Annotated in this window: 22 protein-coding genes and 1 other RNA gene; 10 read left to right on the plus strand and 13 right to left on the minus strand. The window is 51.9% G+C overall.

Annotation, left to right across the window (positions count from 1 at the left end):
• Window positions 1-87: 87 nt before the first annotated feature.
• The 3 genes from ACLJRS_RS02820 to ydiK form a co-directional block, all read right to left on the minus strand.
• Window positions 88-447 (minus strand): YdiL family protein, encoded by a 360-nt coding sequence (locus tag ACLJRS_RS02820; RefSeq protein ID WP_000980452.1) that lies wholly within the window; start codon window positions 445-447, stop codon window positions 88-90.
• Between the two features lie 167 nt (window positions 448-614).
• An RNA gene (gene rprA / locus ACLJRS_RS02825) (antisense sRNA RprA) lies at window positions 615-722 on the minus strand.
• A gap of 182 nt (window positions 723-904) precedes the next feature.
• Window positions 905-2,023 carry an AI-2E family transporter YdiK gene (gene ydiK, locus ACLJRS_RS02830; RefSeq protein WP_000248615.1) on the minus strand — a complete coding sequence of 373 codons (1,119 nt, stop codon included), beginning with the start codon at window positions 2,021-2,023 and terminating at the stop codon, window positions 905-907.
• 264 nt (window positions 2,024-2,287) lie between these two features.
• Between ydiK and ACLJRS_RS02835 the strand changes: the two genes are divergently transcribed.
• The 3 genes from ACLJRS_RS02835 to ACLJRS_RS02845 all read left to right on the plus strand — a co-directional run bounded on the left by ACLJRS_RS02835 (window position 2,288) and on the right by ACLJRS_RS02845 (window position 6,038).
• Window positions 2,288-5,344 (plus strand): FAD-binding and (Fe-S)-binding domain-containing protein, encoded by a 3,057-nt coding sequence (locus ACLJRS_RS02835; protein ID WP_000612929.1) that lies wholly within the window; start codon window positions 2,288-2,290, stop codon window positions 5,342-5,344.
• The gene (menI, locus tag ACLJRS_RS02840) at window positions 5,341-5,751 is read left to right on the plus strand and encodes a 1,4-dihydroxy-2-naphthoyl-CoA hydrolase (protein WP_000637930.1); all 411 of its coding nucleotides are present in this window, start codon (window positions 5,341-5,343) and stop codon (window positions 5,749-5,751) included. Before ACLJRS_RS02835 ends, menI begins: the two co-directional genes overlap by 4 nt.
• 98 nt (window positions 5,752-5,849) lie before the next feature.
• A complete protein-coding gene (locus tag ACLJRS_RS02845) occupies window positions 5,850-6,038 on the plus strand; it encodes a YdiH family protein (RefSeq protein WP_001537749.1) in 189 nt (62 codons plus the stop codon).
• A gap of 287 nt (window positions 6,039-6,325) precedes the next feature.
• Here ACLJRS_RS02845 and ACLJRS_RS02850 read toward each other — a convergent pair whose 3' ends face one another.
• Window positions 6,326-7,672 carry an L-cystine transporter gene (locus ACLJRS_RS02850; RefSeq protein WP_000261856.1) on the minus strand — a complete coding sequence of 449 codons (1,347 nt, stop codon included), beginning with the start codon at window positions 7,670-7,672 and terminating at the stop codon, window positions 6,326-6,328.
• A gap of 426 nt (window positions 7,673-8,098) precedes the next feature.
• On the opposite strand from ACLJRS_RS02850, the gene sufA reads away from it, so the two are divergent.
• The 7 genes from sufA to ACLJRS_RS02885 all read left to right on the plus strand — a co-directional run bounded on the left by sufA (window position 8,099) and on the right by ACLJRS_RS02885 (window position 14,774).
• Window positions 8,099-8,467, plus strand: a complete 369-nt coding sequence (sufA, locus tag ACLJRS_RS02855) for a Fe-S cluster assembly scaffold SufA (RefSeq protein WP_000418969.1) — start codon at window positions 8,099-8,101, stop codon at window positions 8,465-8,467.
• Between the two features lie 8 nt (window positions 8,468-8,475).
• Window positions 8,476-9,963 carry a Fe-S cluster assembly protein SufB gene (gene sufB, locus ACLJRS_RS02860; RefSeq protein WP_000089388.1) on the plus strand — a complete coding sequence of 496 codons (1,488 nt, stop codon included), beginning with the start codon at window positions 8,476-8,478 and terminating at the stop codon, window positions 9,961-9,963.
• A gap of 16 nt (window positions 9,964-9,979) precedes the next feature.
• Window positions 9,980-10,726 carry a Fe-S cluster assembly ATPase SufC gene (sufC, locus tag ACLJRS_RS02865; RefSeq protein WP_000948902.1) on the plus strand — a complete coding sequence of 249 codons (747 nt, stop codon included), beginning with the start codon at window positions 9,980-9,982 and terminating at the stop codon, window positions 10,724-10,726.
• Complete coding sequence (gene sufD, locus ACLJRS_RS02870) at window positions 10,701-11,972, plus strand: Fe-S cluster assembly protein SufD (RefSeq protein WP_000907929.1); 1,272 nt, start codon at window positions 10,701-10,703, stop codon at window positions 11,970-11,972. The genes sufC and sufD overlap by 26 nt, the downstream gene beginning before the upstream one ends.
• Window positions 11,969-13,189: a cysteine desulfurase SufS gene (gene sufS, locus ACLJRS_RS02875; protein WP_000143859.1), complete on the plus strand. Its 1,221-nt coding sequence runs from the start codon at window positions 11,969-11,971 to the stop codon at window positions 13,187-13,189. The genes sufD and sufS overlap by 4 nt, the downstream gene beginning before the upstream one ends.
• A 12-nt stretch (window positions 13,190-13,201) precedes the next feature.
• Window positions 13,202-13,618 carry a cysteine desulfuration protein SufE gene (gene sufE / locus ACLJRS_RS02880; RefSeq protein WP_000729468.1) on the plus strand — a complete coding sequence of 139 codons (417 nt, stop codon included), beginning with the start codon at window positions 13,202-13,204 and terminating at the stop codon, window positions 13,616-13,618.
• Between the two features lie 154 nt (window positions 13,619-13,772).
• On the plus strand, window positions 13,773-14,774 hold the full coding sequence (locus tag ACLJRS_RS02885; protein WP_000817059.1) for a L,D-transpeptidase family protein: 1,002 nt from the start codon (window positions 13,773-13,775) through the stop codon (window positions 14,772-14,774).
• Window positions 14,775-14,841: 67 nt separating this feature from the next.
• Here the strand turns inward: ACLJRS_RS02885 and lpp are convergent, their stop codons facing one another.
• From lpp to ttrB, 9 genes are all read right to left on the minus strand, one after another.
• A complete protein-coding gene (gene lpp, locus ACLJRS_RS02890) occupies window positions 14,842-15,078 on the minus strand; it encodes a murein lipoprotein Lpp (RefSeq protein WP_001082307.1) in 237 nt (78 codons plus the stop codon).
• 310 nt (window positions 15,079-15,388) lie between these two features.
• On the minus strand, window positions 15,389-16,801 hold the full coding sequence (gene pykF, locus ACLJRS_RS02895; protein WP_000751447.1) for a pyruvate kinase PykF: 1,413 nt from the start codon (window positions 16,799-16,801) through the stop codon (window positions 15,389-15,391).
• Window positions 16,802-17,202: 401 nt separating this feature from the next.
• On the minus strand, window positions 17,203-18,546 hold the full coding sequence (locus ACLJRS_RS02900; protein ID WP_000756090.1) for an APC family permease: 1,344 nt from the start codon (window positions 18,544-18,546) through the stop codon (window positions 17,203-17,205).
• Between the two features lie 21 nt (window positions 18,547-18,567).
• Entirely contained in the window at window positions 18,568-19,461 is an 894-nt protein-coding gene (locus ACLJRS_RS02905; RefSeq protein ID WP_001000508.1) for a proline iminopeptidase-family hydrolase, read from the minus strand.
• A 58-nt stretch (window positions 19,462-19,519) separates the two neighbouring features.
• On the minus strand, window positions 19,520-20,257 hold the full coding sequence (locus ACLJRS_RS02910; RefSeq protein WP_000697187.1) for a glutamine amidotransferase: 738 nt from the start codon (window positions 20,255-20,257) through the stop codon (window positions 19,520-19,522).
• 11 nt (window positions 20,258-20,268) lie between these two features.
• Complete coding sequence (locus tag ACLJRS_RS02915; RefSeq protein WP_000471808.1) at window positions 20,269-21,495, minus strand: PfkB family carbohydrate kinase; 1,227 nt, start codon at window positions 21,493-21,495, stop codon at window positions 20,269-20,271.
• 322 nt (window positions 21,496-21,817) lie between these two features.
• A complete protein-coding gene (ttrA, locus tag ACLJRS_RS02920) occupies window positions 21,818-24,880 on the minus strand; it encodes a tetrathionate reductase subunit TtrA (RefSeq protein ID WP_000002359.1) in 3,063 nt (1,020 codons plus the stop codon).
• Window positions 24,873-25,895 carry a tetrathionate reductase subunit TtrC gene (gene ttrC, locus ACLJRS_RS02925; RefSeq protein WP_000149761.1) on the minus strand — a complete coding sequence of 341 codons (1,023 nt, stop codon included), beginning with the start codon at window positions 25,893-25,895 and terminating at the stop codon, window positions 24,873-24,875. Before ttrC ends, ttrA begins: the two co-directional genes overlap by 8 nt.
• Window positions 25,896-26,630 carry a tetrathionate reductase subunit TtrB gene (gene ttrB / locus ACLJRS_RS02930; RefSeq protein WP_001520059.1) on the minus strand — a complete coding sequence of 245 codons (735 nt, stop codon included), beginning with the start codon at window positions 26,628-26,630 and terminating at the stop codon, window positions 25,896-25,898.
• Between the last annotated feature and the right edge of the window lie 88 nt (window positions 26,631-26,718).

Consider the following 26,718-nt stretch of genomic DNA (forward strand, 5'->3'; position numbering starts at 1 on the left):
AAGCATATTGGATAGGGTGACAAGTCAATGTCGTGATTGTGTGGCTTTCTATCCGGTATCAATACGATGCGGCGATAAAGTTTACGTCTAACACAGCCGCTCCAGATCATGTGCGAAAAGTTCGGCAGCAACAGATTGATAAATTTTCCACTCGATAAAATCCCCCTCTGTATAAATGGACTGAAAAGAAGATAAATCAGGGAAGTAACGCATTGTATTATTGCCGATGCGGTTATTTATTTTGTCAACAATGGCGTTAATTCGTCGCTGTCTCCTGGCTTTCATTTCCTTTAGCCTGGCAATGATTTCTGGAGAGATGGGTATGTCGCCAGCTTCCCATCGTTGCCAGGTTGCCGAATTATTATCCTGGGTGATATAGATTGTGCATTCTTCAATCGTCATATCAAAAATACGCCGTAGTGCTTGTAGTTCTAACGCGTTCATCATTTTTTAGGCTTTTATATGAAAAAAGTGATGCTATAAATAGCACCACCGACACCGTTTCGACTTGAACAGAATCACACTATTTTGTGCAATATTATTTGTTCGTTGCAGATATCGCGGTGTTGAAGGGAAACGGGAGCTGGCTTATGTAACAATGCAGCGAAAAAAGTTAAAAAAAAAGCCCATCGTAGGAGACGGGCAAAGACTACACACAGCAATTCGTTGTTTCACTCAGGGGATTTCCATGCTTATAAATCAATGTGTTGATTTATAACCGTGTGCTAATAGTAGGCATGAGCACTTTTTGCGTCGATCAGATTCGTCTCAATAGTTTAAAAACTGTAACGGATTTGCGACAGAAATGAGATGCGGCGGGGAACAGACGGGCGAATCAAAATGGAGTGTGCGTTGAATTGATAAACGTCGCTAAAGCATCGGGCGGCAATGCCGCCCGACGGGATTATGACTGCTTGTTGGCTTCCTCGATGTCATCCAGCTCTTCAAGGATCTCCTCTGGTTCATTCGTCGGCGCCGGAACTTCATGTACCCATGCGGAGAACAAACGCCAGGTCACGGCCAGAAGCACCGGTCCAATAAACAGACCAATCATACCGAATGCAATCAGGCCGCCGATTACCCCGGAAAGGATCAGAAGCAGCGGTAAATCGGCGCCCATGCGGATGAGTACCGGGCGAATCACGTTATCCAGAGTGCCGACGACGGCGCTCCAAACCAGCAGCACGGTGCCCCAGGTGGTGTCGCCTGTCCAGTAAAGCCAGATAATGGCTGGAATCAATACCGGCAACGGCCCCAACTGAACCAGGCACGAAAGGATCATCACTACCGTCAACAGGGTAGCGTAAGGCACGCCGGAAATCGCCAGCCCGACGCCGCCAAGTACCGCCTGTACCAGCGCGGTGACCACCACGCCAAGCGCCACGGCGCGGATCGCCTGGGCAGCCAGCAGAACCGCCGCATCGCCGCGTTTAGCCGCGAGACGACAGGCAAAATGGCGTATTCCCATCGCCACTTGTTCGCCGCGCCAGTAAAGCAGGGCGCTAAACAACAGCATCAGGGCGCAGTGCATCATAAAGCGTCCGATATGCGCCGCCTGACCGACAAACCAGGTCGTGGTTGTGCCGATATAAGGCCGCACTTTCGCCATAATAGCGCTACCGCCCATATCCAGCAGGCTATGCCATCCGGCATACAGTTTGGCGCCAACCAACGGAATATTATTTAACCATGCCAGATCGGGTAGCGTCATATCGCCGCCGGTCACTGCATGGATGAGCGGGCCGCTACCGTCGACAATGCTGTTCACCAGCAAGGCGACGGGAATAACGAAGAGCAGCACTAACAGCAGCGTCATGACCAGTACGGCAAGCGAGCGGCGTCCCCACAATATTTTTTGTAATTTCAGCAAAACGGGCCAGGTCGCGATAACAATCGTACCTGCCCATGCAAACCCCAAAATAAAAGGCTGTACTATCCACAAACAGGCCACAATCATGATGGCTAAAAACAGCACCGATAGCAGCACTTGCGCAATATCCCTGGGCTGACGAACATTTACCATAAATACTTTTCACCTTTGTCTTTGCGCCAGAACGTTGGCGCGACGTGAACATGCAAACCACACCCTATAATGATGAGCAATTTCAGCGGTTTTTAACAGGCCGATTCTGCATGTAATTCTGTTGGGCGCACAGGAAAAAAATGTGATACAACAAATAACGCAACACGCAAACGATTAAGCATCCCTTCCTGTGCGTAGACCGCTCGCGCTCGCCGGGTTGGGCGCCACCGTTCACAACATAGACCGCAGGAAAAGGTCAATATAATGATTCCACAAATTTCTCAGGCACCCGGCGTCGTTCAGCTGGTGCTCAATTTTTTGCAGGCGCTGGAGCAGCAAGGGTTTACGGGCGATACGGCAACCAGCTATGCCGACCGTCTGACAATGTCGACCGATAACAGTATCTACCAGCTTCTTCCCGATGCTGTTGTGTTTCCCCGTTCTACGGCGGATGTCGCGCTTCTTGCCCGTCTGGCGGCGGAGCCGCGCTTTACGTCGCTGATATTTACCCCTCGAGGCGGCGGTACTGGCACGAATGGCCAGGCGCTAAACCAGGGCATTATTGTTGATATGTCCCGCTATATGAACCGCATTATTGAAATTAATCCTGAAGAGAGATGGGTGCGGGTAGAGGCGGGGGTGATAAAAGATCAGCTTAATCAGGCGTTAAAGCCGTATGGCTATTTTTTTGCGCCGGAACTTTCCACCAGTAATCGCGCCACGCTTGGCGGTATGATTAATACCGATGCCTCTGGTCAGGGTTCGCTGGTCTATGGGAAAACGTCAGATCACGTCTTAGGCATACGGGCCGTATTGTTGGGGGGCGATATCCTTGACACGCAATCGATGCCCGTAGAGCTTGCCCGGACGCTGGGTGAAAACACGACGATGCCAGGCCGCATCTATCAGACCGTCTATCAGTCCTGCCTGGAAAACCGTCAACTTATCCTCGATAGCTTTCCAAAGCTCAATCGTTTCCTGACAGGCTACGATTTACGCCACGTCTTTAACGATGACATGACCCGCTTCGATCTTACCCGCATCTTAACGGGGTCGGAAGGGACGCTGGCGTTTATTACTGAAGCCCGGCTGGATATTACCCCGATACCCAAAGTCCGCCGTCTGGTGAATGTAAAATACGACTCCTTTGATTCCGCGCTGCGTAACGCCCCTTTTATGGTTGATGCGCGCGCCTTATCCGTCGAGACGGTCGATTCCAAAGTCCTTAACCTCGCGCGGGAAGATATTGTCTGGCACTCCGTTAGCGAATTGATTACCGATGTGCCGGATAAAGAAATGCTTGGCCTGAATATCGTGGAATTCGCGGGTGACGATGAAGCGCTTATTGACGGACAGGTCGAGGCGCTGTGCCACCGGCTGGATGGTCTGATGGCGCGAGCGGAAGCGGGCGTGATCGGCTGGCAACTTTGTACCGATTTGACGGGTATTGAGCGTATTTACGCGATGCGCAAAAAAGCGGTAGGGCTGCTGGGTAATGCGAAAGGTGCTGCCAAACCGATTCCTTTTGCGGAAGATACCTGCGTGCCGCCTGAACATCTGGCCGATTACATCGCCGAATTTCGCGCCCTGCTGGATGGTCATGGCTTAAGTTACGGCATATTCGGCCACGTGGATGCCGGGGTGCTGCATGTGCGTCCGGCGCTGGATATGTGCGATCCGCAGCAGGAACTGTTGATGAAACAGATCTCCGATGAGGTCGTCGCGCTGACCGCCAGATACGGCGGGCTGTTGTGGGGCGAGCATGGAAAAGGTTTTCGTGCGGAATACAGCCCGGCCTTTTTCGGCGAAGTCCTGTATGGCGAGCTGCGCAAAATAAAAGCGGCTTTTGATCCGCATAATCGACTTAACCCGGGTAAAATCTGTCCACCGCAGGGGATAGAGGCGCCGATGATGAAGGTGGATGCGGTAAAACGCGGCACCTGGGATCGGCAAATCCCGCTGGCGGTACGGCAGACCTGGCGCGGCGCTATGGAGTGTAATGGTAACGGCCTGTGCTTTAATTTCGATGCGAAAAGCCCAATGTGCCCGTCGATGAAAATTAGCCTTAACCGGATCCACTCGCCGAAAGGGCGGGCGACGCTGGTGCGGGAATGGCTCCGTCTATTGGCCGATCGCGGCGTCGATCCGTTGAAGCTGGAAAAGGAGTTGCCAGAAAAACGCGCCAGCTTACGCACGCTGATTGCCCGCACCCGGAATAGTTGGCACAAACGCAAAGGCGAGTATGACTTTTCCCATGAAGTTAAAGAGGCCATGTCCGGCTGTCTGGCGTGTAAAGCCTGTACGACCCAGTGCCCGATTAAAATCGATGTTCCGGAGTTTCGTTCACGTTTCTTACAGCTTTACCATACGCGTTATCTGCGTCCGGTACGCGATCATCTGGTGGCGACGGTCGAGACCTACGCGCCGCTGATGGCGCGTGCGCCAAAGACCTTTAACTTTTTTATTAACCAACCGGTGGTTCGTAATCTGGCGAAAAAACATATCGGTATGGTGGATTTACCTCTGCTTTCTGCCCCTTCATTGCAACAGCAACTGGTGGGCCATCCGTCCGCTAATATGACGCTTGAGCAACTGGAGCGCATGAGCGCCGAGCAAAAAGCGAAAACGGTACTGGTGGTTCAGGACCCGTTTACCAGCTACTACGACGCTCGGGTCGTAGCGGACTTTATCCGCCTGGCGGAAAAACTGGGCAGGAGGCCGGTATTGTTACCGTTCTCGCCGAATGGTAAGGCGCAGCATATTAAAGGTTTTCTTAATCGCTTTGCGAAAACGGCGAAAAAAACCTCTGAGTTCCTTAATCGGATCGCCGCGTTGGGGATGCCGATGGTGGGTGTCGATCCGGCACTGGTTCTGTGTTATCGCGACGAATACAAACTGGCGCTGGGCGAACAGCGCGGCGATTTTCATGTGTTGCTGGTGAATGAATGGTTGGCGCAGGAAATAAATGCAAGACTGTCCGTCGAGGTGAGCGGCGAACCGTGGTACTTTTTTGGTCATTGTACGGAAGTCACGGCTTTACCCGGCGCGCCTGCGCAGTGGGCCGCCATCTTTGCCCATTTTGGCGCGAAGCTGGAAAATGTCAGCGTAGGCTGCTGCGGTATGGCGGGCACTTATGGACATGAACTCACCAATCATAAAAATTCGCTGGGAATTTATGAGCTATCCTGGCATCAGGCGATGCAACGTCTACCGCGAAACCGTTGCCTGGCAACCGGCTATTCCTGCCGAAGCCAGGTTAAACGCATTGAAGGTACGGGCGTGCGTCACCCGTTGCAGGCATTACTGGAGATTATAGGTTGATCTGGAAACGTGAAGTGACCCTCGATGCGCTTAATGCGATGGGGGAAGGGAATATGGTTGGCCTGCTTGATATCCGCTTTGAGCGTATTGGGGACGATACGCTGGAAGCGACAATGCCCGTCGATCATCGCACCAAACAGCCGTTCGGCTTGCTGCATGGCGGAGCGTCTGTGGTGCTGGCGGAAAGTATCGGCTCGGTCGCAGGCTATCTGTGTACGCAGGGGGAGCAAAAGGTGGTGGGGCTGGAGGTGAATGCCAACCATGTACGGTCGGCGCGTCAGGGGCGCGTACGAGGCGTCTGTAAAGCGTTGCATACCGGGGCTCGCCATCAGGTCTGGCAGATAGAGATCTTTGATGAACAGGGACGTCTGTGCTGTTCTTCGCGTCTTACTACGGCGATTGTGTGACGTTGTCACCATAAAAGTGTGATGCATATTGCTTTTGGTCAAAATGTGCGCAGAAAAAGGTGATATACTGTGCACGTTTACACATAAGCGAGGATGATATGTCTACTGATTTAGACCCGACCCAACTGGCGATTGAATTTTTACGCCGTGATAAAACCGAACTTTCTCCCGCGCAGTATTTGAAGCGTTTAAAACAGCTGGAGTTAGAGTTTGCCGATCTCCTCACCCTCTCTGCAACCGAACTGAAAGAAGAGATCTATTTCGCCTGGCGGTTGGGCGTGCATTAATAAAGTCTGTGTAGGCCGGATAAGGCGTTAGCCGCCATCCGGCTATGTTACCAGGCAATCTCACCAGACACTGTCCCCAGATAATAGATAGCCCCCTTGATTTTGTTTAAAAAAAATACAGATCGCCATTTGTGCTAAAAAGGCGCGCGTTCTTTATGAGATTATTCTTATGCCCCTTCAAGAGCTAAGCCATTAGGAGTGCCGGAGATAAGCGCCGGATGGGGCCGGAACCCTTAAGCCTGTATTGAACAGACTTAAGGGTTTTTCTTTTCCGGGCGCGTAAAAAACTAAGGTCTGTCAATAACCGCTGGCATGTCGTCAGCCGTATGATTATTCAAAATACGGTTAGCCAGCACACCTGACATCATCGATCCGTTAACGTTCAGTGCCGTGCGGGCCATATCAACGATAGGTTCGATGGCAATAAAAATACCGACCAGCGCAACGGGAAAATTCAACGTCGACAGGACAATCAGCGCCGCGAACGTACCACCGCCGCCGACGCCGGCTACGCCAATAGACCCTAGCGCAATGGCAGGCAACATCGCGGCCAGAAAATGCAGCGAGAGCGGATCAATGCCGATGGTGGGCGCAATCATCGCTACCATAATAGCCGGATAAATCCCGGCGCAGCCATTTTGCCCCATACTGGAGCCAAACGAGGCGGAAATATTGGCAATGGTGCTTTGTACGCCAAATTTTTCCTGGGCGGAAATGGCCAGCGGGATAGAGGCTGCGCTGCTGCGGGAAACAAACGCAAAGGTTAAGACGGGCCACACCATTCTGAAATAACGCGCTGGATTATTACCGCTGAGGATCAGCAAGATGGCATGCACGATAAACATCATAAAAATCGCGATGTAACAGGCACCGATAAAACCAAGTAAGCTGGCGAATTGTTCAAAGTGGTATGATGAAAATACGGTAGTCATTAATGCCATGACGCCATAGGGCGTTAATGCAATAACGATACGTACCATCTTCATGACCCATATCTGAATAGCGTTAATGCCTGCGCTTAATTTCTGACCTTCTTCCGGCGCCTCTTTTTTGACCTTTAACAGGGCGATCCCCGCTATTAGCGTGAAGATAACGATGCCGATAACGGAAACACTTCTGGCCCCCGTAAGATCAAGAAAAATATTAGTCGGAATCAGCGATGTCACTAACTGGGGAATCGACACCGCGGCAGTCTTATTGACTTCTTCTGTAGTTAACATTGACGGCATGTGCACAAAAGCGCTGGCGTCAAGCCCCAGTACATGGGCGGTCAGTAATCCGATAAAACCAGCAGCCATCACCAGGCATAACATGCATCCGACGATCGTCAGCGACATTTTTCCGATGCCGGCACTATTTTCCAGTTTATTGATGGCGGAAAGAATAGAAATAAAAATTAGCGGTATAGCGACCAGTTTTAGCAGGTGGACGTAACCATTGCCGACGATGCTGTACCATTCGATAATAGTTTTAGTGTGATTTGCTGAAATAAAATGTAGGGATAAACCAATAACAGCCCCTAAAAAGATAGCGATAAAAACGCTTTTCGACAGAGAATCGCTTTTTTGATTAATTCTCAAGATGACCCACGAGAAAACCAAAAAAAGTGCGATATACGCGAGCGTAACAACCATATTTTAAGCCTCTTGCCTCATTCAGCACCTGAAATGCCGGAAAGAGTTTACATAAACCTATAGCTCAAACTGAGTTATAGAACCGCAGCGGATTATAAAGAGCGCAACGCCAGGTATCCATACAAAAAATGGGGTTCTGACCTCGCCGCCCGGCAATGTCGACAGCCTATTAATTAAATAGTCATTTTCTATACATCTTTTCGTTTTTGACCTGCCAGAACGGTTAATGTCTTATAAATCATTACTTATCAAAAAGTTAAGTGGTTTTTTGTCTGTCGTATGACCTGGCGGACAGGGTCTATGCTTAATAAAAGGCGCTCAATATGACCATTTGTTGGAAAGCCCCTGCGGTTAAGGGGTTGAAGTGATAATCATTATCACTAACATGCTGTTATATCCTGGTGATTTAGAACGCGAGGTAACTCTATGGAATTGCATTCAGACACGTTTAACCCGGAGGACTTCCCCTGGCAAGGGCTGACGCTAACGCCAGCGGCGGCAGCGCACATACGTGAACTGGCAGCAAAGCAGCCGGGCATGTTGGGCGTGCGGTTAAGCGTAAAACAGACGGGATGTGCCGGATTTGGCTATGTTCTGGATACCGTTCGGGAGCCGGATAAAGACGATCTGGTTTTTGAAGCCGAAGGCGCAAAGCTTTTCGCACCGTTACAGGCGATGCCTTTTATTGACGGAACAGAAGTGGATTACGTACAGGAAGGGCTGAACCAGTTATTTAAATTTCATAACCCCAAAGCCCAGAATGAATGCGGCTGCGGCGAAAGTTTTGGGGTATAGGCGGTACTATGTCTCGTAACACTGAAGCAACGGAAGAGGTCGGCATCTGGACAGGCGGACGCCTTAATTACAAAGAAGGATTTTTCACGCAACTACCCACTGATGAACTGGCAAAAGGCATCAGCGAAGAGGTGGTGCGCGCGATTTCCGCAAAGCGTAACGAACCTGAGTGGATGCTGGAATTTCGTCTCAATGCCTATAGAGCCTGGCTGGACATGGATGAACCGCACTGGCTGAAGGCGTACTACGATAAACTGAACTATCAGGACTACAGCTATTACTCTGCGCCATCATGCGGAAACTGCGACGATAACTGCGTTTCCCAGCCGGGAGCCGTACAGCAAACGGGCGCGAATACCTTTTTGAGTAAAGAGGTTGAAGACGCCTTCGAGCAACTTGGCGTTCCGGTTCGCGAAGGGAAAGAGGTCGCCGTCGATGCGATTTTTGACTCGGTCTCCGTAGCGACCACATACCGTGAAAAACTGGCGGAACAGGGCATTATTTTCTGTTCTTTTGGCGAAGCGATACACGATCACCCTGACCTGGTCAGGAAATATCTTGGCACCGTCGTGCCGGGGAACGATAACTTTTTTGCCGCGCTGAATGCGGCAGTCGCTTCCGATGGGACATTTATCTATGTTCCCAAAGGCGTGCGTTGCCCAATGGAGTTATCCACCTATTTTCGCATTAACGCCGAGAAAACCGGTCAGTTTGAGCGCACGATTCTGGTGGCGGATGAAGGCAGCTATGTGAGTTATATCGAAGGCTGCTCCGCGCCCGTACGCGACAGTTATCAGCTCCACGCCGCGGTAGTGGAAGTCATCATCCATAAAGATGCTGAAGTAAAATATTCCACCGTACAAAACTGGTTCCCGGGCGACAACAACACGGGCGGCATTCTGAACTTTGTGACCAAGCGGGCGTTGTGCGAAGGGGAAAACAGCAAGATGTCGTGGACCCAGTCGGAAACCGGTTCGGCGATTACCTGGAAATACCCGAGCTGTATCCTGCGCGGTGATAATTCTATCGGCGAGTTCTATTCCGTTGCGCTGACCAGTGGACATCAGCAGGCTGACACCGGCACCAAAATGATCCATATCGGTAAAAACACGCGCTCAACCATTATTTCAAAAGGCATTTCCGCCGGCCACAGCCAGAACAGCTACCGTGGGCTGGTAAAAATTATGCCGACGGCAACTAACGCCCGAAATTTCACCCAATGCGACTCCATGTTGATTGGCGCGGACTGCGGCGCGCATACGTTCCCGTATGTTGAATGCCGCAATAACAGCGCGCAGCTGGAGCACGAAGCGACAACATCACGCATCGGTGAAGATCAGCTTTTCTATTGTTTGCAACGCGGTATCAGCGAAGAAGACGCTATTTCGATGATCGTCAACGGTTTCTGTAAAGACGTTTTCTCGGAACTTCCGCTGGAGTTCGCCGTTGAAGCGCAAAAACTGCTGGCGATTAGCCTTGAGCACAGCGTCGGTTAATGATGAAGGAAAAACCATGTTAAGCATTAAAGATTTACAGGTCAGTGTGGAAGAAAAAGCGATTTTGCGTGGCCTGAATCTGGAGATTCGCCCCGGCGAAGTTCATGCCATTATGGGGCCGAACGGTTCCGGGAAAAGCACGCTCTCCGCCACTCTGGCGGGACGTGAAGATTATGAGGTCACCGGCGGCTCGGTTACGTTCAAAGGTAAAGATCTGCTTGAACTGTCTCCGGAGGAACGGGCGGGCGAAGGGATTTTTATGGCCTTCCAGTACCCGGTAGAAATCCCCGGCGTCAGTAACCAGTTTTTCCTGCAAACCGCGCTGAATGCCGTGCGCGCCTACCGCGGGCAGGCGTCGTTGGATCGCTTTGATTTTCAGGATCTGATGGAAGAAAAGATCGCATTGCTGAAAATGCCGGAAGATTTGCTGACCCGTTCGGTAAACGTCGGTTTTTCCGGCGGGGAGAAAAAGCGCAATGATATTTTGCAAATGGCGGTGCTGGAGCCGGAACTGTGCATCCTTGATGAGTCGGACTCCGGACTGGATATCGATGCGTTGAAAATTGTGGCGGAAGGCGTCAACGCGTTACGCGACGATAAACGCGCTTTTATTATCGTGACCCACTATCAGCGCATACTGGACTACATCAAGCCCGATTACGTCCACGTCCTCTATCAGGGGCGAATTGTCCGTTCCGGCGATTTTACTCTGGTCAAACAACTGGAGGAGCAGGGTTATGGCTGGCTTACCGAACAGCAGTAAAGCGCTACAGCAATGGCAACATCTCTTTGAAGAAAAAGGAGAAAGTCGAACTGAGCAGGCAAGACAACATTTACAACAGATGTTACGTCTGGGATTGCCGACGCGTAAACATGAAGACTGGAAATACACGCCGCTGGAGGGCTTAACCCATAGCCAGTTTATCCAGCAGTGTGCGACTATCAGCGCCGCACAGCGTGATGCGTTGGCGCTGCAAATCGATGCCGTGCGGCTGGTGTTTGTCGATGGTCGGTTTATGCCAGAGCTCAGTGATAGCACGCAAAACAGCGGATTTGACGTAAGCGTCAGGGATGAGCGCCAGACGCTTGCCGCGCCGGTACATCCCGAGGTTTTTCTGCATCTGACGGAAAGCCTGGCACAATGTGTCACGTATATACAGGTACGGCGAAATCAGCGTCCGACCAGGCCGCTACTGTTAATGCATATCACGCAGGGCGTGGATGGCGACGAGCTGAACACCGCGCATTATCGCCACCATCTGGCGCTGGCGGAAGGCGCGGAAGCGACGGTTATTGAGCATTATGTCAGCCTTACAGCGGCAAAACATTTTACCGGCGCGCGTCTGACGATGAACGTTGCAGACAATGCGCAACTGCGTCATATCAAACTGGCGTTTGAAAATGCGTCCAGCTATCACTTTGCGCATAACGATCTTCTGCTGGCGACAGACGCCTCGGCGTTTAGCCACAGTTTTCTGCTGGGCGCCGCAGTACTACGTCACCACAGCAGCTCACAACTGAATGGTGAAAACGCGACGCTTCGACTGAATAGTCTGGCGATGCCGGTGAAAAATGAAGTCTGCGATACGCGGACATGGCTGGAACATAACAAAGGCTACTGTAACAGCCGCCAGTTGCACAAGACCATCGTCAGCGACAAAGGACGCGCGGTCTTTAATGGCCTGATTAACGTGGCGCAACACGCCATTAAAACCGACGGTCAGATGACCAATAATAACCTGTTGTTGGGGAAACTGGCCGAAGTCGATACCAAACCGCAATTAGAGATCTATGCCGATGACGTGAAGTGCAGCCACGGCGCGACGATCGGGCGTATTGACGATGAGCAGATGTTTTATCTGCAATCACGCGGCATCAGGCAGCAGGAGGCGCGGCACATGATTCTTTACGCGTTTGCCGCAGAGTTAACGGAAGCTATCCATGATAGCGCCCTTAAACAGCAGGTGCTGGCGCGAATCGGCCAGCGACTGCCCGGAGGCCTGGTATGACATTTCCTGTAGAAAAAGTACGGGCGGATTTTCCCATACTGCAGCGTGAAGTTAACGGCCTGCCGCTGGCTTACCTGGACAGCGCAGCCAGCGCTCAAAAACCTAATCAGGTGATTGATGCTGAATCTGCCTTCTACCGTCACGGCTATGCTGCGGTACATCGGGGTATCCATACGTTAAGCGCGCAGGCGACCGAAAGCATGGAGAATGTGCGTAAGCAGGCGTCGCGGTTTATTAACGCCCGCTCCGCAGAAGAACTGGTGTTCGTGCGCGGTACGACGGAGGGCATTAACCTTGTCGCCAACAGTTGGGGAACGGAAAATATTCGCGCCGGGGATAACATTATCATCAGCGAGATGGAGCATCACGCCAACATCGTTCCCTGGCAGATGCTGTGCGAGCGCAAAGGCGCTGAACTGCGCGTGATCCCATTGCATCCTGACGGTACGCTGCGGCTGGAGACCTTAGCTGCGCTGTTCGATGACCGGACCCGACTGCTGGCCATTACCCATGTTTCCAATGTGCTGGGGACGGAAAACCCACTGCCGGACATGATTGCGCTGGCGCGCCAGCATGGGGCGAAAGTGCTGGTGGATGGCGCCCAGGCCGTGATGCACCATGCTGTTGACGTCCAGGCGCTGGACTGCGATTTTTACGTTTTCTCCGGCCATAAACTTTACGGGCCGACCGGCATCGGCATTCTGTATGTTAAAGAGGCGTTGCTGCAAGAAATGCCGCCGTGGGAAGGGGGCGGGTCGATGATCTCGACCGTCAGCCTGACGCAGGGAACGACATGGGCGAAAGCGCCCTGGCGTTTTGAGGCGGGAACGCCGAATACTGGCGGCATCATCGGTCTCGGCGCGGCGATTGATTATGTGACGTCGCTGGGACTGGATAAGATTGGCGATTATGAGCAGATGCTGATGCGCTATGCGCTGGAGCAACTGGCGCAGGTGCCTGATATCACGCTATATGGCCCGGCGCAGCGGTTGGGCGTCATCGCGTTTAATCTGGGTAAACACCACGCTTACGACGTCGGCAGCTTTCTTGATAATTACGGTATCGCGGTACGAACAGGGCATCACTGCGCAATGCCGCTCATGGCCTGGTATGGCGTGCCGGCAATGTGCCGGGCTTCGCTGGCGATGTATAACACCCATGAAGAAGTGGACCGACTGGTGGCAGGATTAACGCGTATCCACCGCTTATTGGGATAACAGTGAGGTTTTATGGCTGCGCTACCGGATAAAGAAAAACTGCTGCGTAACTTTACGCGTTGCGCTAATTGGGAAGAGAAATATTTATATATTATTGAGTTGGGGCAGCGCCTGGCGGAGTTAAATCCGCAGGATCGTAATCCGCAAAATACGATTCATGGCTGTCAGAGCCAGGTGTGGATCGTGATGCGGCGAAACGCCAACGGCATTATCGAATTGCAGGGCGACAGCGACGCGGCGATCGTTAAGGGCCTTATGGCGGTGGTATTTATTTTGTACCACCAAATGACGGCGCAGGATATTGTGCATTTTGATGTCCGGCCATGGTTCGAAAAAATGGCGCTTGCGCAGCACCTCACACCTTCTCGTTCTCAGGGGCTGGAAGCAATGATTCGCGCAATTCGCGCTAAGGCCGCCACTCTTAGCTAAACTGTACAGACAGCGTTCTACCTGATGTCAAATCCTTTGTCGGACGGCGACGTCGCTTTATCCAGAGTGGATAGAGCGTGTATTTTGTTATTCTGATAAGCGAAGCGCTACCAGTCGTCGCAGAGGGCATCACCAGGAATACAGGAGGTTTGGTATGAAACGTGCGTCTTTCATTACGCTAACTATTATCGGCGCGTATAGCGCGTTACAGGCAGCCTGGGCGGTTGATTATCCATTACCGCCCGAAGGCAGCCGTCTTATTGGTCAGAATCAAACCTATACCGTACAGGAAGGTGATAAAAACCTGCAGGCTATAGCCCGGCGTTTTGATACGGCGGCGATGCTCATTCTTGAAGCGAACAATACGATTGCGCCGGTGCCTAAGCCCGGTACGCTAATTACCATTCCCTCGCAGATGCTATTGCCGGATGCGCCCAGGGAAGGCGTTATCGTCAATCTCGCGGAGCTACGGCTGTATTATTACCCGCCGGGAGAAAACCGCGTACAGGTGTATCCCATCGGCATCGGTTTGCAGGGACTGGAAACTCCCGTCATGGACACCCGGATAGGGCAAAAGATCCCCAACCCGACGTGGACGCCGACGGCAGGCATACGCCAACGTTCGCTTGAGCGGGGGATCACGCTGCCGCCGGTGATCCCTGCCGGGCCAAATAACCCGCTGGGACGCTATGCGCTGCGTCTGGCGCACGGTAATGGGGAATATCTCATTCATGGCACCAGCGCGCCGGATAGCGTAGGTCTGCGTGTGAGTTCCGGTTGCATTCGCATGAACGCGCCGGACATCAAGGCGTTATTTGCGCAGGTCAGAACGGGGACGCCGGTAAAAGTGATTAACCAGCCAGTGAAATTCTCTGTCGAGCCGAATGGCATTCGTTATGTAGAGGTACACAGGCCGCTATCGCCGGAAGAAGAGCAAAACGTGCAGACAATGCCCTATGTGTTGCCTGCGGAATTTACCGCGTTCAGAAACGCGCAAGGGGTGGATAGTCGCCTGGTCGATAAGGCGCTATACCGGCGAGCCGGGTATCCTGTCAGCGTGAGCGCCGGGCAGACGCCGGCGGTAAATACGACCGCAGTCGAATCCGCTCAGAACGGTTTTGTCGGGGAAGAGGGGCAAACGCGCGCGACGCAGTAGCCTTTGCAGCAAACGACGGACAAAAAAATGGCGCACGATGTGCGCCATTTTTATTACGCAGGTACTATTACTTACGGTATTTAGTAGCCTGGTTGTCCAGACGCTGGTTAGCGCGAGCTGCGTCGTCTTTAGCAGCCTGAACGTCGGAACGCATTGCGTTCACGTCGTTGCTCAGCTGGTCAACTTTAGCGTTCAGAGTCTGAACGTCAGAAGACAGCTGATCGATTTTAGCGTTGCTGGAGCAACCAGCCAGCAGAGTAGAACCCAGGATTACCGCGCCCAGTACCAGTTTAGTACGATTCATTATTAATACCCTCTAGATTGAGTTAATCTCCATGTAGCGTTACAAGTATTACACAAACTTTTTTATGTTGAGAATATTTTTTTGATGGGAATGCACTTATTTTTGATCGTTCGCTCAAAGAAGCATCGAAATGCATGAAAGTCCCTAAAAAACCGAAAGAAAACAGGGGGCTTCCATCGGATTCTTCTTAGATAATCCGCAATTAGATAGTAAAATCCGATTTGATTTTTTTATTAATAGTGGCTATCGATTAAATAAAAAAAGCGCCGGAAGGGCGCTTTTTTAAACAAATTAATTCACACAACAATTATTACAGTACGTGAACAGAGGCGGTGTTAGTGGTGCCGCTTGGAACCAGCGCGCCGGAGACCATCACTACGACGTCGCCTTTCTGGGCGAGGCCGCTTTGCAGGGCGACATCTTTGCCCAGACGGTAGAAATCATCAGTAGAATTGATTTCTTTCACCAGCTGCGATACCACGCCTTTGCTCAGTACTAACTGACGGGCGGTCACTTCATTGGTGGTCAATGCCAGGATGGTGGCGTCCGGGAAGTATTTACGCACGGCGCGAGCGGATTTACCGCCCTGGGTCGCTACCACGATCAGCGGCGCTTCCAGTTTTTCGGCGGTTTCTACCGCGCCGCGGCATACTGCTTCCGTAATGCGCAGTTTACGGCTGTCGTTGTTGTAGTCCAGACGGCTGTTCATGACGCGGTCGGTACGTTCGCAGATGGTCGCCATGATAGAAACGGCTTCCAGCGGGTATTTCCCTTTTGCGGATTCGCCGGACAGCATAACCGCATCCGTACCGTCGAGGATGGCGTTCGCAACGTCGCCTGCTTCTGCGCGGGTCGGACGCGGGTTTTTGATCATAGAATCCAGCATCTGAGTCGCGGTGATCACGACTTTACGTGCGCGGATACATTTTTCGATCATCATTTTCTGCGCAAAAATCACTTCTTCAACCGGGATTTCTACGCCCAGGTCGCCACGCGCAACCATGATGCCGTCGGAAGCTTCGAGAATTTCATCGAAGTTGTTCAGGCCTTCCTGGTTTTCGATCTTAGAGATAATCTGGATATTTTCGCCGCCGTGAGCTTTCAGATGCTCGCGAATTTCGACAACGTCAGAACGTTTACGGATAAAGGACGCCGCAACAAAGTCAACGCCCTGTTCGCAACCGAAGATCAGGTCCTGTTTGTCTTTTTCAGCCAGCGCCGGCAGAGCAATAGAAACGCCCGGCAGGTTAACGCCTTTGTTCTCGCCCAGATCGCCGTTGTTCAGCACCTTACAAATGACTTTATTGCCTTCGATGGCGGTCACTTCCATACCGATCAGACCATCGTCAACCAGGACGGTGTTGCCAACGCTCAGGTCGCTGGTAAAGCCTTCATAGGTGACGGCAACGATTTCATTATTACCGACCACGGATTTGTCGGTGGTAAAAGTAAAGGTTTGGCCCGCTTTCAGCGAAACGTCGTTACCGCCTTCCAGTTTAATGGTGCGGATTTCTGGTCCTTTAGTATCAAGCAGAATAGCGGCTTTTTTACCAGTTTTGCTCATCACGTTGCGCAAATTCTGGATACGCTGACCGTGTTCTGCATAATCGCCATGAGAGAAGTTCAGACGCATCACGTTCATGCCCGCGTCCAGCATTTTGCTTAACATCTCTTCGGATTCGGTTTTCGGACCGATAGTACAAACAATTTTCGTCTTTTTCATGACAGTCTTAGTCTTTAAGTTGAGGAGGATATGGAAATCTGGCTTCGGGCGCGCACGGCCCGGAAGCTAAGCCTGTGTTGCTAAAGTGATGATGCCTCGCTCTAAGGATAGGTGACATCGAAAGAGCGTGCAGAGGAATGTGTGCTCGCGTTTCAGCCCAACGGGAAGGGGATAATTTTAGTCGTTGAGTTTTACAGTCCAATGCGCTGAAACCATTCAAGAGACAATTGGCGCGCATTATACGCTGAAATTTACAAAAAAGGAAAATGAAAACCCTGTTTCAAAAGACATCTGTGCAGATCCACAACGGTTTGTTATTACGCTGTTTACGATGTCGCTGGCGATAACGCCGCCCGAACAGGGGCGGCGTTGCGCAACAGCGGGTGTTGTTGCGCATAATGTCAATCGAGCAACTTTTTGCCTTCCAGGTCGATGGCGATGTTTTGGTTGTGTGCTTTTCGATAGCACAGAATCGCTATCCCGATGGCCGCCCAGCTAATTCCGAGTATCAGAGCGTGAATGTTCATGTTTAAACAGACGTAGCCGATGACGATCATCCCCATGATCGGCGAAATGACATGGGCGAAAATGCGCCTCTGGGCTTTCATCCGGAAATTGAACAGGATAAACACACACAGGTTCACGACAAAAAAAGCGAAAAGCGCGCCAAAGTTCACCAGCGTGGAGATAGACTCAATCTTGCCGGAAAACAGGTAGCTGAGCAGCAGGGTGACGCCGCCGGTAAACAGAATGGCATAATCCGGCGTTTTACGCGTGGTATGGACGTGAGCGAGGAAGGCGGGCAACATTCGGTCGCGCCCCATTGAAAATAGCACTCTGGACACCGCCGTTTGCGCGGTAATAACGTTGCCGACGGCGCACACAAACGCCACAATGATGGAAAATGCCACTTTGAGCCAGATACCGCCAACGTTGCCGGCAATGGTGAAAAATGCTTCATTCGTCGCATTGCCTTCCGCGAAGCGGTCGACATTACCGGTGGCAAACGCCGCAAACGCCACAACGATAATAAACAGTACCGTCGCCAAAACTAACGCCAACAGCGTTGCTTTACTGACGGCGCGTCCCCCGCCTTCGCTTTCTTCACTTAATGTACTGATAGCGTCAAAGCCGAGAAAGTTCAGCGCAGCCACCGAAATCGCCGTCGCGATGAGCCCTGGGGTGAACCACTGTGAATCGAAAAAAGGCCGGAAGGAAAGCGTTATCTGACTACTGTCCAGCAGCATCAGACGGACAATGAGTAGCACGAAAATCGCCAGAATACCGAGTTGAATAAAGACCAGTAACTTATCGAATTTCGCCGTTTGCTGTATCCCGAGATAGTTGACTCCGGTGCCAATAGCCACATAAATCAACGGCCAGACCCAGACCGGGATTTGCGGTAAAATAGCGTGGACCGCGACGCCGCCCAGCACTGCCACGAGCGTAGGGAACAAAAGATAATCCAGCAGTAATATCCATCCGGTCAGAAACCCTACGGCGGGATTAATGCATACGCCAGCATACGCATAGGCCGAACCCGACGAGGAGATATGTTGCGATAAGGTAGAGTAGCTGTACGCGGTAAAAAACATCGCGATCGCGCCAATAATATAAACCAGCGCAACCATACCGTGCGAAAGATTATAAACGACGCCATAAAGAGAGACTGGCGCGATAGGCACCATAAACACCAGACCATAAAGCACTAAATCGGTAAGAGACAATTTTTTGACTTTTTTCATGATAAATACCTTAATGGCTTTTTATGCCAGATCGCGTAAAAACGCGCTTACCGCTGCGAGGCAGGGCGCGATATTTTCTTCATGCGGGTTATGGCTGCTGCCGGGAATAGTGACCGCGCGGCAGTCTGAAATGTGAGAGAGAAGCGGAGAGACGACGCGCTCGGTTGCCTGATCGTTTTCGCCGCGTAGTACCAGAACAGGACAGCGTATCTGGCACAAATGGGGCGTAATATCCCAGTCGGCAAGTTTGCCATTTGCCGCCAGTTCATTGGTTCCCCATAAAATGTGATAACCCGTAGGGTCGGCGGCGAACTGCGCATTAGAGCGCTGAACATGAACGGCTTCTTCCGCGAGGGTATAAACGTGTCTGGCATAATAAGCGACCAGCTGTTCCGGTGGGTTTTGATAAATGACGGCGGGCATAATGACGTTTTTGATATCGTCATCGGACATTGGCGTCAGAGCGTTAAAGAGCCGTATGGCTTCCTGTTGCCACAGGGCGATACTGGCCGGCGAACTGGCCAGTATCGTCCCGCGAAGCCCGGCAGGCTGTAAGCAGGCGTGCTCTGCGGCAAGCATTCCGCCCCAGGAATGTCCCAGTATCGAATACCCGTGTCCAATACCCAGGTGATGAATTAATTGGGTTAATTGACGGAGATAACGCGCAATAGTCCAGAAAGACGCGTCAGCATGAGGAAAATGCGTTGAACGACCGCAGCCATATTGATCGTAAAATATTACCATGCGCCCGTCATCAGCCAGACGGCGATAATTTAATAAATAATCAAAGCCGCCAGAAGGGCCGCCATGAAGGATAATGAGCGGCGTGAGTAATGATTTTCTGTCTCCATAAATCCGATAGCTTGTCAATATGTTTTCAGAAAACATTTCGCCATAGAGATAAGTATCATTCATATTCTTAATGACTCAGTGTGTGGCAGGGCAGGCGAAATTTATATTCGCCTGGGTAATATTATTTTTTTATTGTGTGTAAAACATTACACCAGAAGGTGGCGTAATGTTCCCATTGCAGAAACTGCGGGCTTCCCCAGTGCGGCGAACAATCACTGGCAAAGCAACATACTTTCCCTTTATGGTAAGTACCCATAACTAACAGTGGATCGCCATTAATTTCAGCAAGGACTTGACTATTTTCTTTGGCGATAAGCTTGTTATAGCCCAACAGCGGCGGCCATTCGCTAAATGGCTGGGTAATAACATGCTCTACCGCAGTATTTACTGCTTTACATCCTTGCGGTAGTTCTACGCGGTCATCTACATCCAGCATATCAACCGGCAATACCTCCGCCAGAACCGTATTTTTATAATTGGCTTTTGCTTCTATTCCCGTAAAGGATAAATACCCGCCGATCATCAACAGACCGCCGCCCTCAGCAACATAATCGGCGATAAGTTGTAATGCATCAGGAATAATGTCCATATTATAAAACGTTCTGTTTTGTAGCAGGAACGTATTGCTACCGATATCACTGATGACGATCGCATCATAGCAGGCTAATGCTTCGGCGGTTTGTGGAAAACGAGTTTGCACAATATGGGCAGGCATGTAGTCTACATCGATATTACCCTGGCGTAAGCAGGATAATAAATAGTCTGCGCCTTCTTCGTATTTGCTCGATGTAAAGCTATCAAAACCTTTAGAGTGAATCATATGAATGTGCCAGGATTCGCCAATAAATAAAATTTTCATTATGTCACCTGTTAATTAATGTGAATGACTTTATTAGATTGGGTACGCATTCGATGTAAAACCTGCAAGTGCTGAGGCATACTCGACGCACCGACTTGTTCCACCGCCAGAGAAGCGAAAGCGGAGGCATATTGAATGGCTGCGACCATGTCTGCTTGTCGCGCCAGCGCGGCGGCTAAGGCGCCATTAAAAGCGTCACCGGCCCCGGCGGCATCTTTTACCACGGCGCTCCATGCAGGAATATACAACGTGCGGGCGTGCTCACAGAGCAGAGAACCACGGGCGCCAAGGGTAATGATGACTTTTTTCACCCCGGATTGCAGAATAATATTTCCGGCTTTTTTCGCATCATTAATATCAGTAATGGTTACGCCGGATAAAAAAGAGGCTTCAGTTTCATTCGGCGTGATGATGTCAATATCAGATAATAAATGCGTCACCTGTTTCGTATAGGGGGCAGGATTCAGCATGATCATTTTATTTTCTTGTTTGCCCAGACGAATAAATTCAGTCAACGCTTCAATGTTCGTTTCGAGCTGCATTAACATAACGTCAGACTCGGCGATATAACGGTGTTGCTCGTTAATCTCTTGCGTGGTGAGCATCATATTGGCGCCAGGGTAGATGGCGATAATATTATCGCCATCCACGGCGGAGACATAGATCAATGCGCTACCGGTGGGCGCTTTATCTGTTTGATACGCGCTGTATGAGGTGATGCCTGATTGAATAATATGATTCATAGCAAATGCGCTGAACTGATCTTTGCCCACTTTAAAAATAAAATGTGCCGCAGCGCCGGCATTGTTTGCCGCTAAAGCCTGGTTGGCTCCTTTACCTCCAGGATAGAATCCAAATTGACTGGCCAGAATGGATTCTCCGCTTTGTGGAAACCACGGCACGGTTGCTGAAACATCAATATTGAATGAGCCTAAAACACACACCTTGCCTGCTTTTTTTGGGTTTTCCCGGCGCAGTTTTGCATCCTGATGGATTGGCGTGGCGATAGTGCTGGAGATATCAATCTTATTTTCAGTGATAAGCTTACTCAGCGCGTCACGGTTTAAAATCCCTCCGCCATAGCAACGCTGAAGCATACCTGATTTCTGGAAATAGCGTAGATCGGAACGAATAGTCTCCTGGCTAACCTTATAAAGGTCTGAAAGTTTACTGACGCTAACACTATTATCCTTTATCAGTAAATTAATGATGGCATGACGTCTTTCTTCTTTAAACATATTGCCTCCGGGTAGTGAGTTGAATTGTATTTATGGCAATGTTGTCATGCGGTGAATTCAATCACAGATTATGCGGTCAACCGGAAGTAACCCCAAATGAATGTCAATAATCAGAAGCGCAGCCAATGTGTTAAATATTAATTGCTTACAGAAGGGGAAAATAGTTTTGTGAGTGTTGTCATATATTTTCTATGTAATATGACGGGGTGAACGTAAAATAGTTGGGCTTGCACGATTCAGTGAGTATATGCAGCCGGACAGCGTTCGCTTATCAGTCGCTACCCTCGACGAAATAAGACGATATCGCTCTCCGGCCCGGGGGTTATATACGCTCGATTTTTGCCGGCAGCCCCTGACGTACTGCCGCGCCAGAAACCCAGTCGAGCCAGGTGTTGGTAATGGTTCTTGTCGGATCGGCAAAGCCCAGATCGTTAAGATTTATGCCTGCCCTGATTTGTGGATCATACGGCATAGGCACGCCATCCAGAGAGTGCTGCGTTGCGCCCATCTCGCGGTGGCCATATCCGTGTTCGATGGCGATGACGCCTGGCATCACGCCATTTAACAAACTGATTTGCGCCACGACCTGACCGCCCGGCGTAATGATCCGTACCCGATCGCCATGTTGCAGTCCATAACGCTCGCCGTCTTGCGGATTCAGCGCCACCAGGTTTGCTGGCTTCACATGGTGTAAGCGCGGGATGACGGCTGTTGAGCTGGACATGGTATTTGATTTAAATGAAATCAGTTTCAGCGGCCATTGCCCAATGGGAAACTGGTCGTCAATCGCACGACCATCTGACAAACGCGCCGGATACCAGACCGGGCAACCGCTGAAGCGCTCCCCGGTGATGGCGTGACGGTGGGCGGCGACATCTGCATTCCAGATCTGTAAGGGTTTTTTCCACGCGTTACCTAACCGTTGCTCCGTATAGCCGCTATCCTCGGGCGCAAACCGGCCGCCACGCGAGTAGATAAACGCCACGCGACCGACCTCATCAGCTTTAAGCGTGTGCTGAATTGCTGGCAGAATGCGGCTGACGCCGGTAAGCGAAATATCTTCCTGATTTGCCAGCGCGACCGGCGTCTTGCCCATAAAGGCGATATTAGCGGCTACGCGCAGATAGAAGTCTTCCGCCCGGTTCAGTGGAAAAGTATTGCCCTGCGGATCGGTTATCGCCCGGTCGCCGAAGCCGGGCAGATGGAGCCGTTTTGCTACCGCAATACAAAATGCTTCCATTGAGACAGGTTGCCCGTCCGCCGTGCGGTGAGTGGCGGGGGCGACAACCGGCCAGCGGGCGGTAGTGGCTTTACTGGCTACGCCGCCCCAGGGCGCCGTAAAGCCCCAGCTCTCAAAATTGTGCGTATCCGGCACAATGTAATCCGCCAGCGCCGTCGTTTCATTCATAAAGGCGTCAATCGCGATAAAGAGCGGCAGTCGGCGAGGGTCTTTTAGTTTTTCTTCCGCCACGGCGCGTAGACCGGGAACACCGTAAAACGGGTTGCTCATATTGGAAATCCAGGCTTTAAGCGGATAAGGATAGCCTTCGAGCGCGGAGGTCAACAGTTCGGTAAGCTGGCCTGCCACAAAGGGATACCACGGCGCTTTGGCTGGATAAGGGGATTGCCCACCGGCAATTTTGTCGCGGTATTCTTCCGATGCTTCATAAGCGGTTTTGCTACGGGCAATACTTAACCCGGACGGTTTCACTTTTCCGGCAAAACTGTTCATGTTGTAGCGGGGGCCGTCGCTAACGCCGTTGAATTTGCCGCCGCCGACAAAGACGCCGCCGGACAAGCTGAGGTTGCCGATCAGCGCGTTAAGCATCATGACCGACCAGGCGTTATAAAACCCATTGCCGGCCATCATGCCGCCGTGACTGATGACTGCGGCTTTACGTCCGTGAGCGGTAAAGGTTTCCGCCAGCGCGATAATTTGCGCTTCCGGCACGCCGCACTGTTCGCTGTATTGCGCCAACGAGAGCTTTTCTGCCGCCTCTTTCAGGCGTTGCAACCCGCTCTTCACCGTGACCCGTTGGCCGTCGGCGAGCGTAACGAACTGCGTCACGAAAAGCCGTGCCTGTCGGCAAGTGGACGCATCGACCAACTCGCCGTCGGTATTCAGCACGACAGGGGTCTCTTCGCCATCGGGCGTAAGATGGCGCAGCGTCAGGTGTTGTCCGGCAAGCGTCGGCAGTTCATCCGCAATGACCAGGTGCGTGGCGTTGGTCCAACTTTGCTCGCCGGCCTGCTGCATCGCCTGTACGCCGGGAATCGCCAGATAATCAGCATTATAACGTTGATTATCCATGATCCAGCGGATCATCCCCATTGCCAGCGCCGAATCACTGCCGGGCATGACCGGTTGCCAGCGACCGCGAGGATCGGCGAGCACCGTTGATAAGGGGAGGGCGGGGGCGACCACGACGTATTGAAAATTCTCACGCAGTCGGGCGCTCGCCAACTGACGTGCCTGGCGTTTAAACGGATTGCCGGACTGTGCCGGGGAGGTGCCCATAAAGAGCGCAAACTCCACGTTTTCCCAGTCGGGTTTGACATGCGGGTTTTTATCCAGATCGCCCATCAATGCCCCGGAGCCGGCCCGGTAAGCCAGTCCACAGTAGGCGCCATGCGCGCCGAAATTCTTGCTGCCGAAGCTATTTAGCGCAAAACGACGCAGAAACGCATCGCGGCCTTCGTCGCTGGTATTCGTGACCAGTAACTGATTGGTTTTGGGCCCGAAACTGGGGTGCTTTGCGTCAATTGGCGTATCCGGCGCATGAATAGCGCGCAGTCCGTCCACATGACCTTCGCCAAACAGATCGCCGCCTTCCACGACTTCTTCAATAAGTTGCTCAAAGCTGATGCGCTGCCATTTCCCTTCGCCGCGTTTACCCACGCGTTTCATCGGTTCAAGCAGTCGTAGCGGACTGTACAGGCTTTCCAGCAGCGTGGCGCCGCGCGCGCAGGCGGTTGAGCGGGCGTCAAGACCGCTTTCTCCCGCCAGTTGCTCCATGGCTTCGCTAAAAGGGACGGACGAGTCAATCGGGTGTTCCTGCGACAAGGGGTGATAGGGATTGCCGGCGATGCGTATCACTTTGCCATCGGCATTAACCCGGGCGCGGATACCGCACTGTGTCCAACAGCCGAAGCATTGCGTCATGGCGATGGTTTGTTGTGGATTTTGCTGCCAGTGTGTTTGCGCCTGCGCCTCCGGAATTAACGCGTTGCCAAAGATGCGGTCGCGCGTTACCTTGCCGGACGTCCCGTTTAACAGGCCATCAATTGCGCGTTTCGCCACATCACGGTAGCTCAGACCAAAAGTGACCATCCCACCGACGGCGAGACCGACTTTTAGCCACTGACGACGGGTTAAATTAGCCATGTTGTAATCTCCTGGTGAGTCCGTTCAGCGTTTCACGAATAATAATCAGTAGCGCTATCCACAGGCCGAAGGTGCCGAGAATAGCCAGCCAGCCATCCGTTCCGCCTGGTAACGAGTAAGGGTTAAATTGCGCGTTGAACTTGGGGACGGTTTGTACCTGAATCAACAATGTCCAGCGCATCAGCCAACATAGCGCCAGCGCGCTGAGAACCAGCAGGACGCGTCTTAGCTGCGATAACGGATGACGTAGCGTCAGGCTACAGAACAGCAGCGTGAATACCCACAGCGCTACCCAGCCGACAGCGTAATATTTGGCTGACAGGGCGACGGTAATCCACTGACGGATTGCCGTGCCGGAAAGCGTATCGCCGCTAACCCACATGGCCACAACCAGCCCCAGCGCCGCGAGCGTCCAGATTTGTCCCCACAATATTTTTGGCAGCCTTACCGAGTCGCGTCGGGCGGCGACAATCATCAGCGCGAAGAACGCCTGTAAGGCGCTAAGAAACATCGCCACGGGGAAGGCGTAGCTAAACCAGATTGGGCGCGCCAGCACAACGGAGACTTCGCGGCCGGTATAAATCAACAGGCCCACCGCGCAAAGCGCGCTGGCTAACGCCAACCATTTTGTGACGTTGTAACTTTTATTGAATAATCGTTTTATTTGCTGCGCCAGGAACCATAGGGCGAGAAAGCCGGTAAACAGCGGCAGAAATAATGCTCCCCAGGGCATCCACGACCAGGGCGTCGGCCAGGCATAGAAATGCCAGACGCGGGCGGTCTGGTGCAGATCCGCCGTCAGCGCCAGCGGTGCGGTAATCGCACAGGTAATGGCAATCAGTAATGCCCGATTTTCTTCTGTTGCGGCGTCTTTTTTCCGCCAGTGAAGATAACAGGCAAACAGTGCGGCGCAGGCGGCAATGCCAATAAAAAAGAAATATTGTACCGCCCACGGCAGCCAGCTAATGTCCTGCGGGTGAGCCAGCACTTCTTCAATGATGAGTGAATGCGTCATTCAGACCTCCTGCCAAAGCGCGGGCTGCGCACGGCCCATTAATGGGGTGACAAAGGCGTCGTCCAGACCCAGGTAGAAAACATGGGGCGACGTGCCGTTTTCCGGCTTTAATACCTTGATAGTGTCGCGATGTTGATGAAGCAGGGTGGAGATGCGGCTATGGGGATCTTTGATATCGCCAATAATACGCGCACCGCCGACGCAGGACTCTACGCAAGCGGGTAACAGTCCGGCTTCCAGACGATGAACGCAAAACGTGCATTTATCGGCAGTTTGCGTTTCATGATTGATAAATCGGGCGTCGTAAGGACACGCCTGGACACAATAGGCGCAGCCGACGCAGCGTTTGTTATCCACCACCACAATGCCGTCTTCCCGCTGAAAGGTGGCTTGTACCGGGCAGACCGGCACGCAGGGGGGGTTATCGCAATGGTTGCACAGACGCGGCAATAGCACATTCGTGACTTCCTGACTACCTTCACGCTGGACCTGGTATTGGTTCACCGTCGTACGAAACGCGCCCTGCGGCGTTTGGTTTTCAATAGTGCAACTTACGGTACAGGACTGACAGCCGATACAACGCCGCAGGTCGATAAGCATGGCGTAACGGTGTCGGGGAGAGCCTTCATGCCGCTCCGGCGAAAAAGGAAATTTCGCTTCAGCCAGCGGAACCAGCGAGGCGCCAGCGGTCAGGACGCCAAGCTGCTGGAGAAATTGCCGTTTACTGCTGTCCATATTGACTCCCGTCCACATTGCCAACAATGAAACATTTGTCACGATGTTGGTTCATGTGTAATGAATAAAAAATGTCGATGATTTACAG

The sequence above is a fragment of the Salmonella sp. SAL00670 genome, from assembly GCF_046552235.1.
Classification (GTDB): domain Bacteria; phylum Pseudomonadota; class Gammaproteobacteria; order Enterobacterales; family Enterobacteriaceae; genus Salmonella; species Salmonella enterica.

Excerpts from the sequence above, each read along its gene's own strand:
- ACLJRS_RS02820 (WP_000980452.1), bottom strand. The coding sequence starts at position 447 with ATGATGAACGCGTTAGAACTACAAGCACTACGGCGTATTTTTGATATG.
- ydiK (WP_000248615.1), bottom strand. The coding sequence starts at position 2,023 with ATGGTAAATGTTCGTCAGCCCAGGGATATTGCGCAAGTGCTGCTATCG.
- ACLJRS_RS02835 (WP_000612929.1), top strand. The coding sequence starts at position 2,288 with ATGATTCCACAAATTTCTCAGGCACCCGGCGTCGTTCAGCTGGTGCTC.
- ACLJRS_RS02845 (WP_001537749.1), top strand. The coding sequence starts at position 5,850 with ATGTCTACTGATTTAGACCCGACCCAACTGGCGATTGAATTTTTACGC.
- ACLJRS_RS02850 (WP_000261856.1), bottom strand. The coding sequence starts at position 7,672 with ATGGTTGTTACGCTCGCGTATATCGCACTTTTTTTGGTTTTCTCGTGG.
- sufA (WP_000418969.1), top strand. The coding sequence starts at position 8,099 with ATGGAATTGCATTCAGACACGTTTAACCCGGAGGACTTCCCCTGGCAA.
- sufB (WP_000089388.1), top strand. The coding sequence starts at position 8,476 with ATGTCTCGTAACACTGAAGCAACGGAAGAGGTCGGCATCTGGACAGGC.
- sufC (WP_000948902.1), top strand. The coding sequence starts at position 9,980 with ATGTTAAGCATTAAAGATTTACAGGTCAGTGTGGAAGAAAAAGCGATT.
- sufD (WP_000907929.1), top strand. The coding sequence starts at position 10,701 with ATGGCTGGCTTACCGAACAGCAGTAAAGCGCTACAGCAATGGCAACAT.
- sufS (WP_000143859.1), top strand. The coding sequence starts at position 11,969 with ATGACATTTCCTGTAGAAAAAGTACGGGCGGATTTTCCCATACTGCAG.
- sufE (WP_000729468.1), top strand. The coding sequence starts at position 13,202 with ATGGCTGCGCTACCGGATAAAGAAAAACTGCTGCGTAACTTTACGCGT.
- ACLJRS_RS02885 (WP_000817059.1), top strand. The coding sequence starts at position 13,773 with ATGAAACGTGCGTCTTTCATTACGCTAACTATTATCGGCGCGTATAGC.
- lpp (WP_001082307.1), bottom strand. The coding sequence starts at position 15,078 with ATGAATCGTACTAAACTGGTACTGGGCGCGGTAATCCTGGGTTCTACT.
- pykF (WP_000751447.1), bottom strand. The coding sequence starts at position 16,801 with ATGAAAAAGACGAAAATTGTTTGTACTATCGGTCCGAAAACCGAATCC.
- ACLJRS_RS02900 (WP_000756090.1), bottom strand. The coding sequence starts at position 18,546 with ATGAAAAAAGTCAAAAAATTGTCTCTTACCGATTTAGTGCTTTATGGT.
- ACLJRS_RS02905 (WP_001000508.1), bottom strand. The coding sequence starts at position 19,461 with ATGAATGATACTTATCTCTATGGCGAAATGTTTTCTGAAAACATATTG.
- ACLJRS_RS02910 (WP_000697187.1), bottom strand. The coding sequence starts at position 20,257 with ATGAAAATTTTATTTATTGGCGAATCCTGGCACATTCATATGATTCAC.
- ACLJRS_RS02915 (WP_000471808.1), bottom strand. The coding sequence starts at position 21,495 with ATGTTTAAAGAAGAAAGACGTCATGCCATCATTAATTTACTGATAAAG.
- ttrA (WP_000002359.1), bottom strand. The coding sequence starts at position 24,880 with ATGGCTAATTTAACCCGTCGTCAGTGGCTAAAAGTCGGTCTCGCCGTC.
- ttrC (WP_000149761.1), bottom strand. The coding sequence starts at position 25,895 with ATGACGCATTCACTCATCATTGAAGAAGTGCTGGCTCACCCGCAGGAC.
- ttrB (WP_001520059.1), bottom strand. The coding sequence starts at position 26,630 with ATGGACAGCAGTAAACGGCAATTTCTCCAGCAGCTTGGCGTCCTGACC.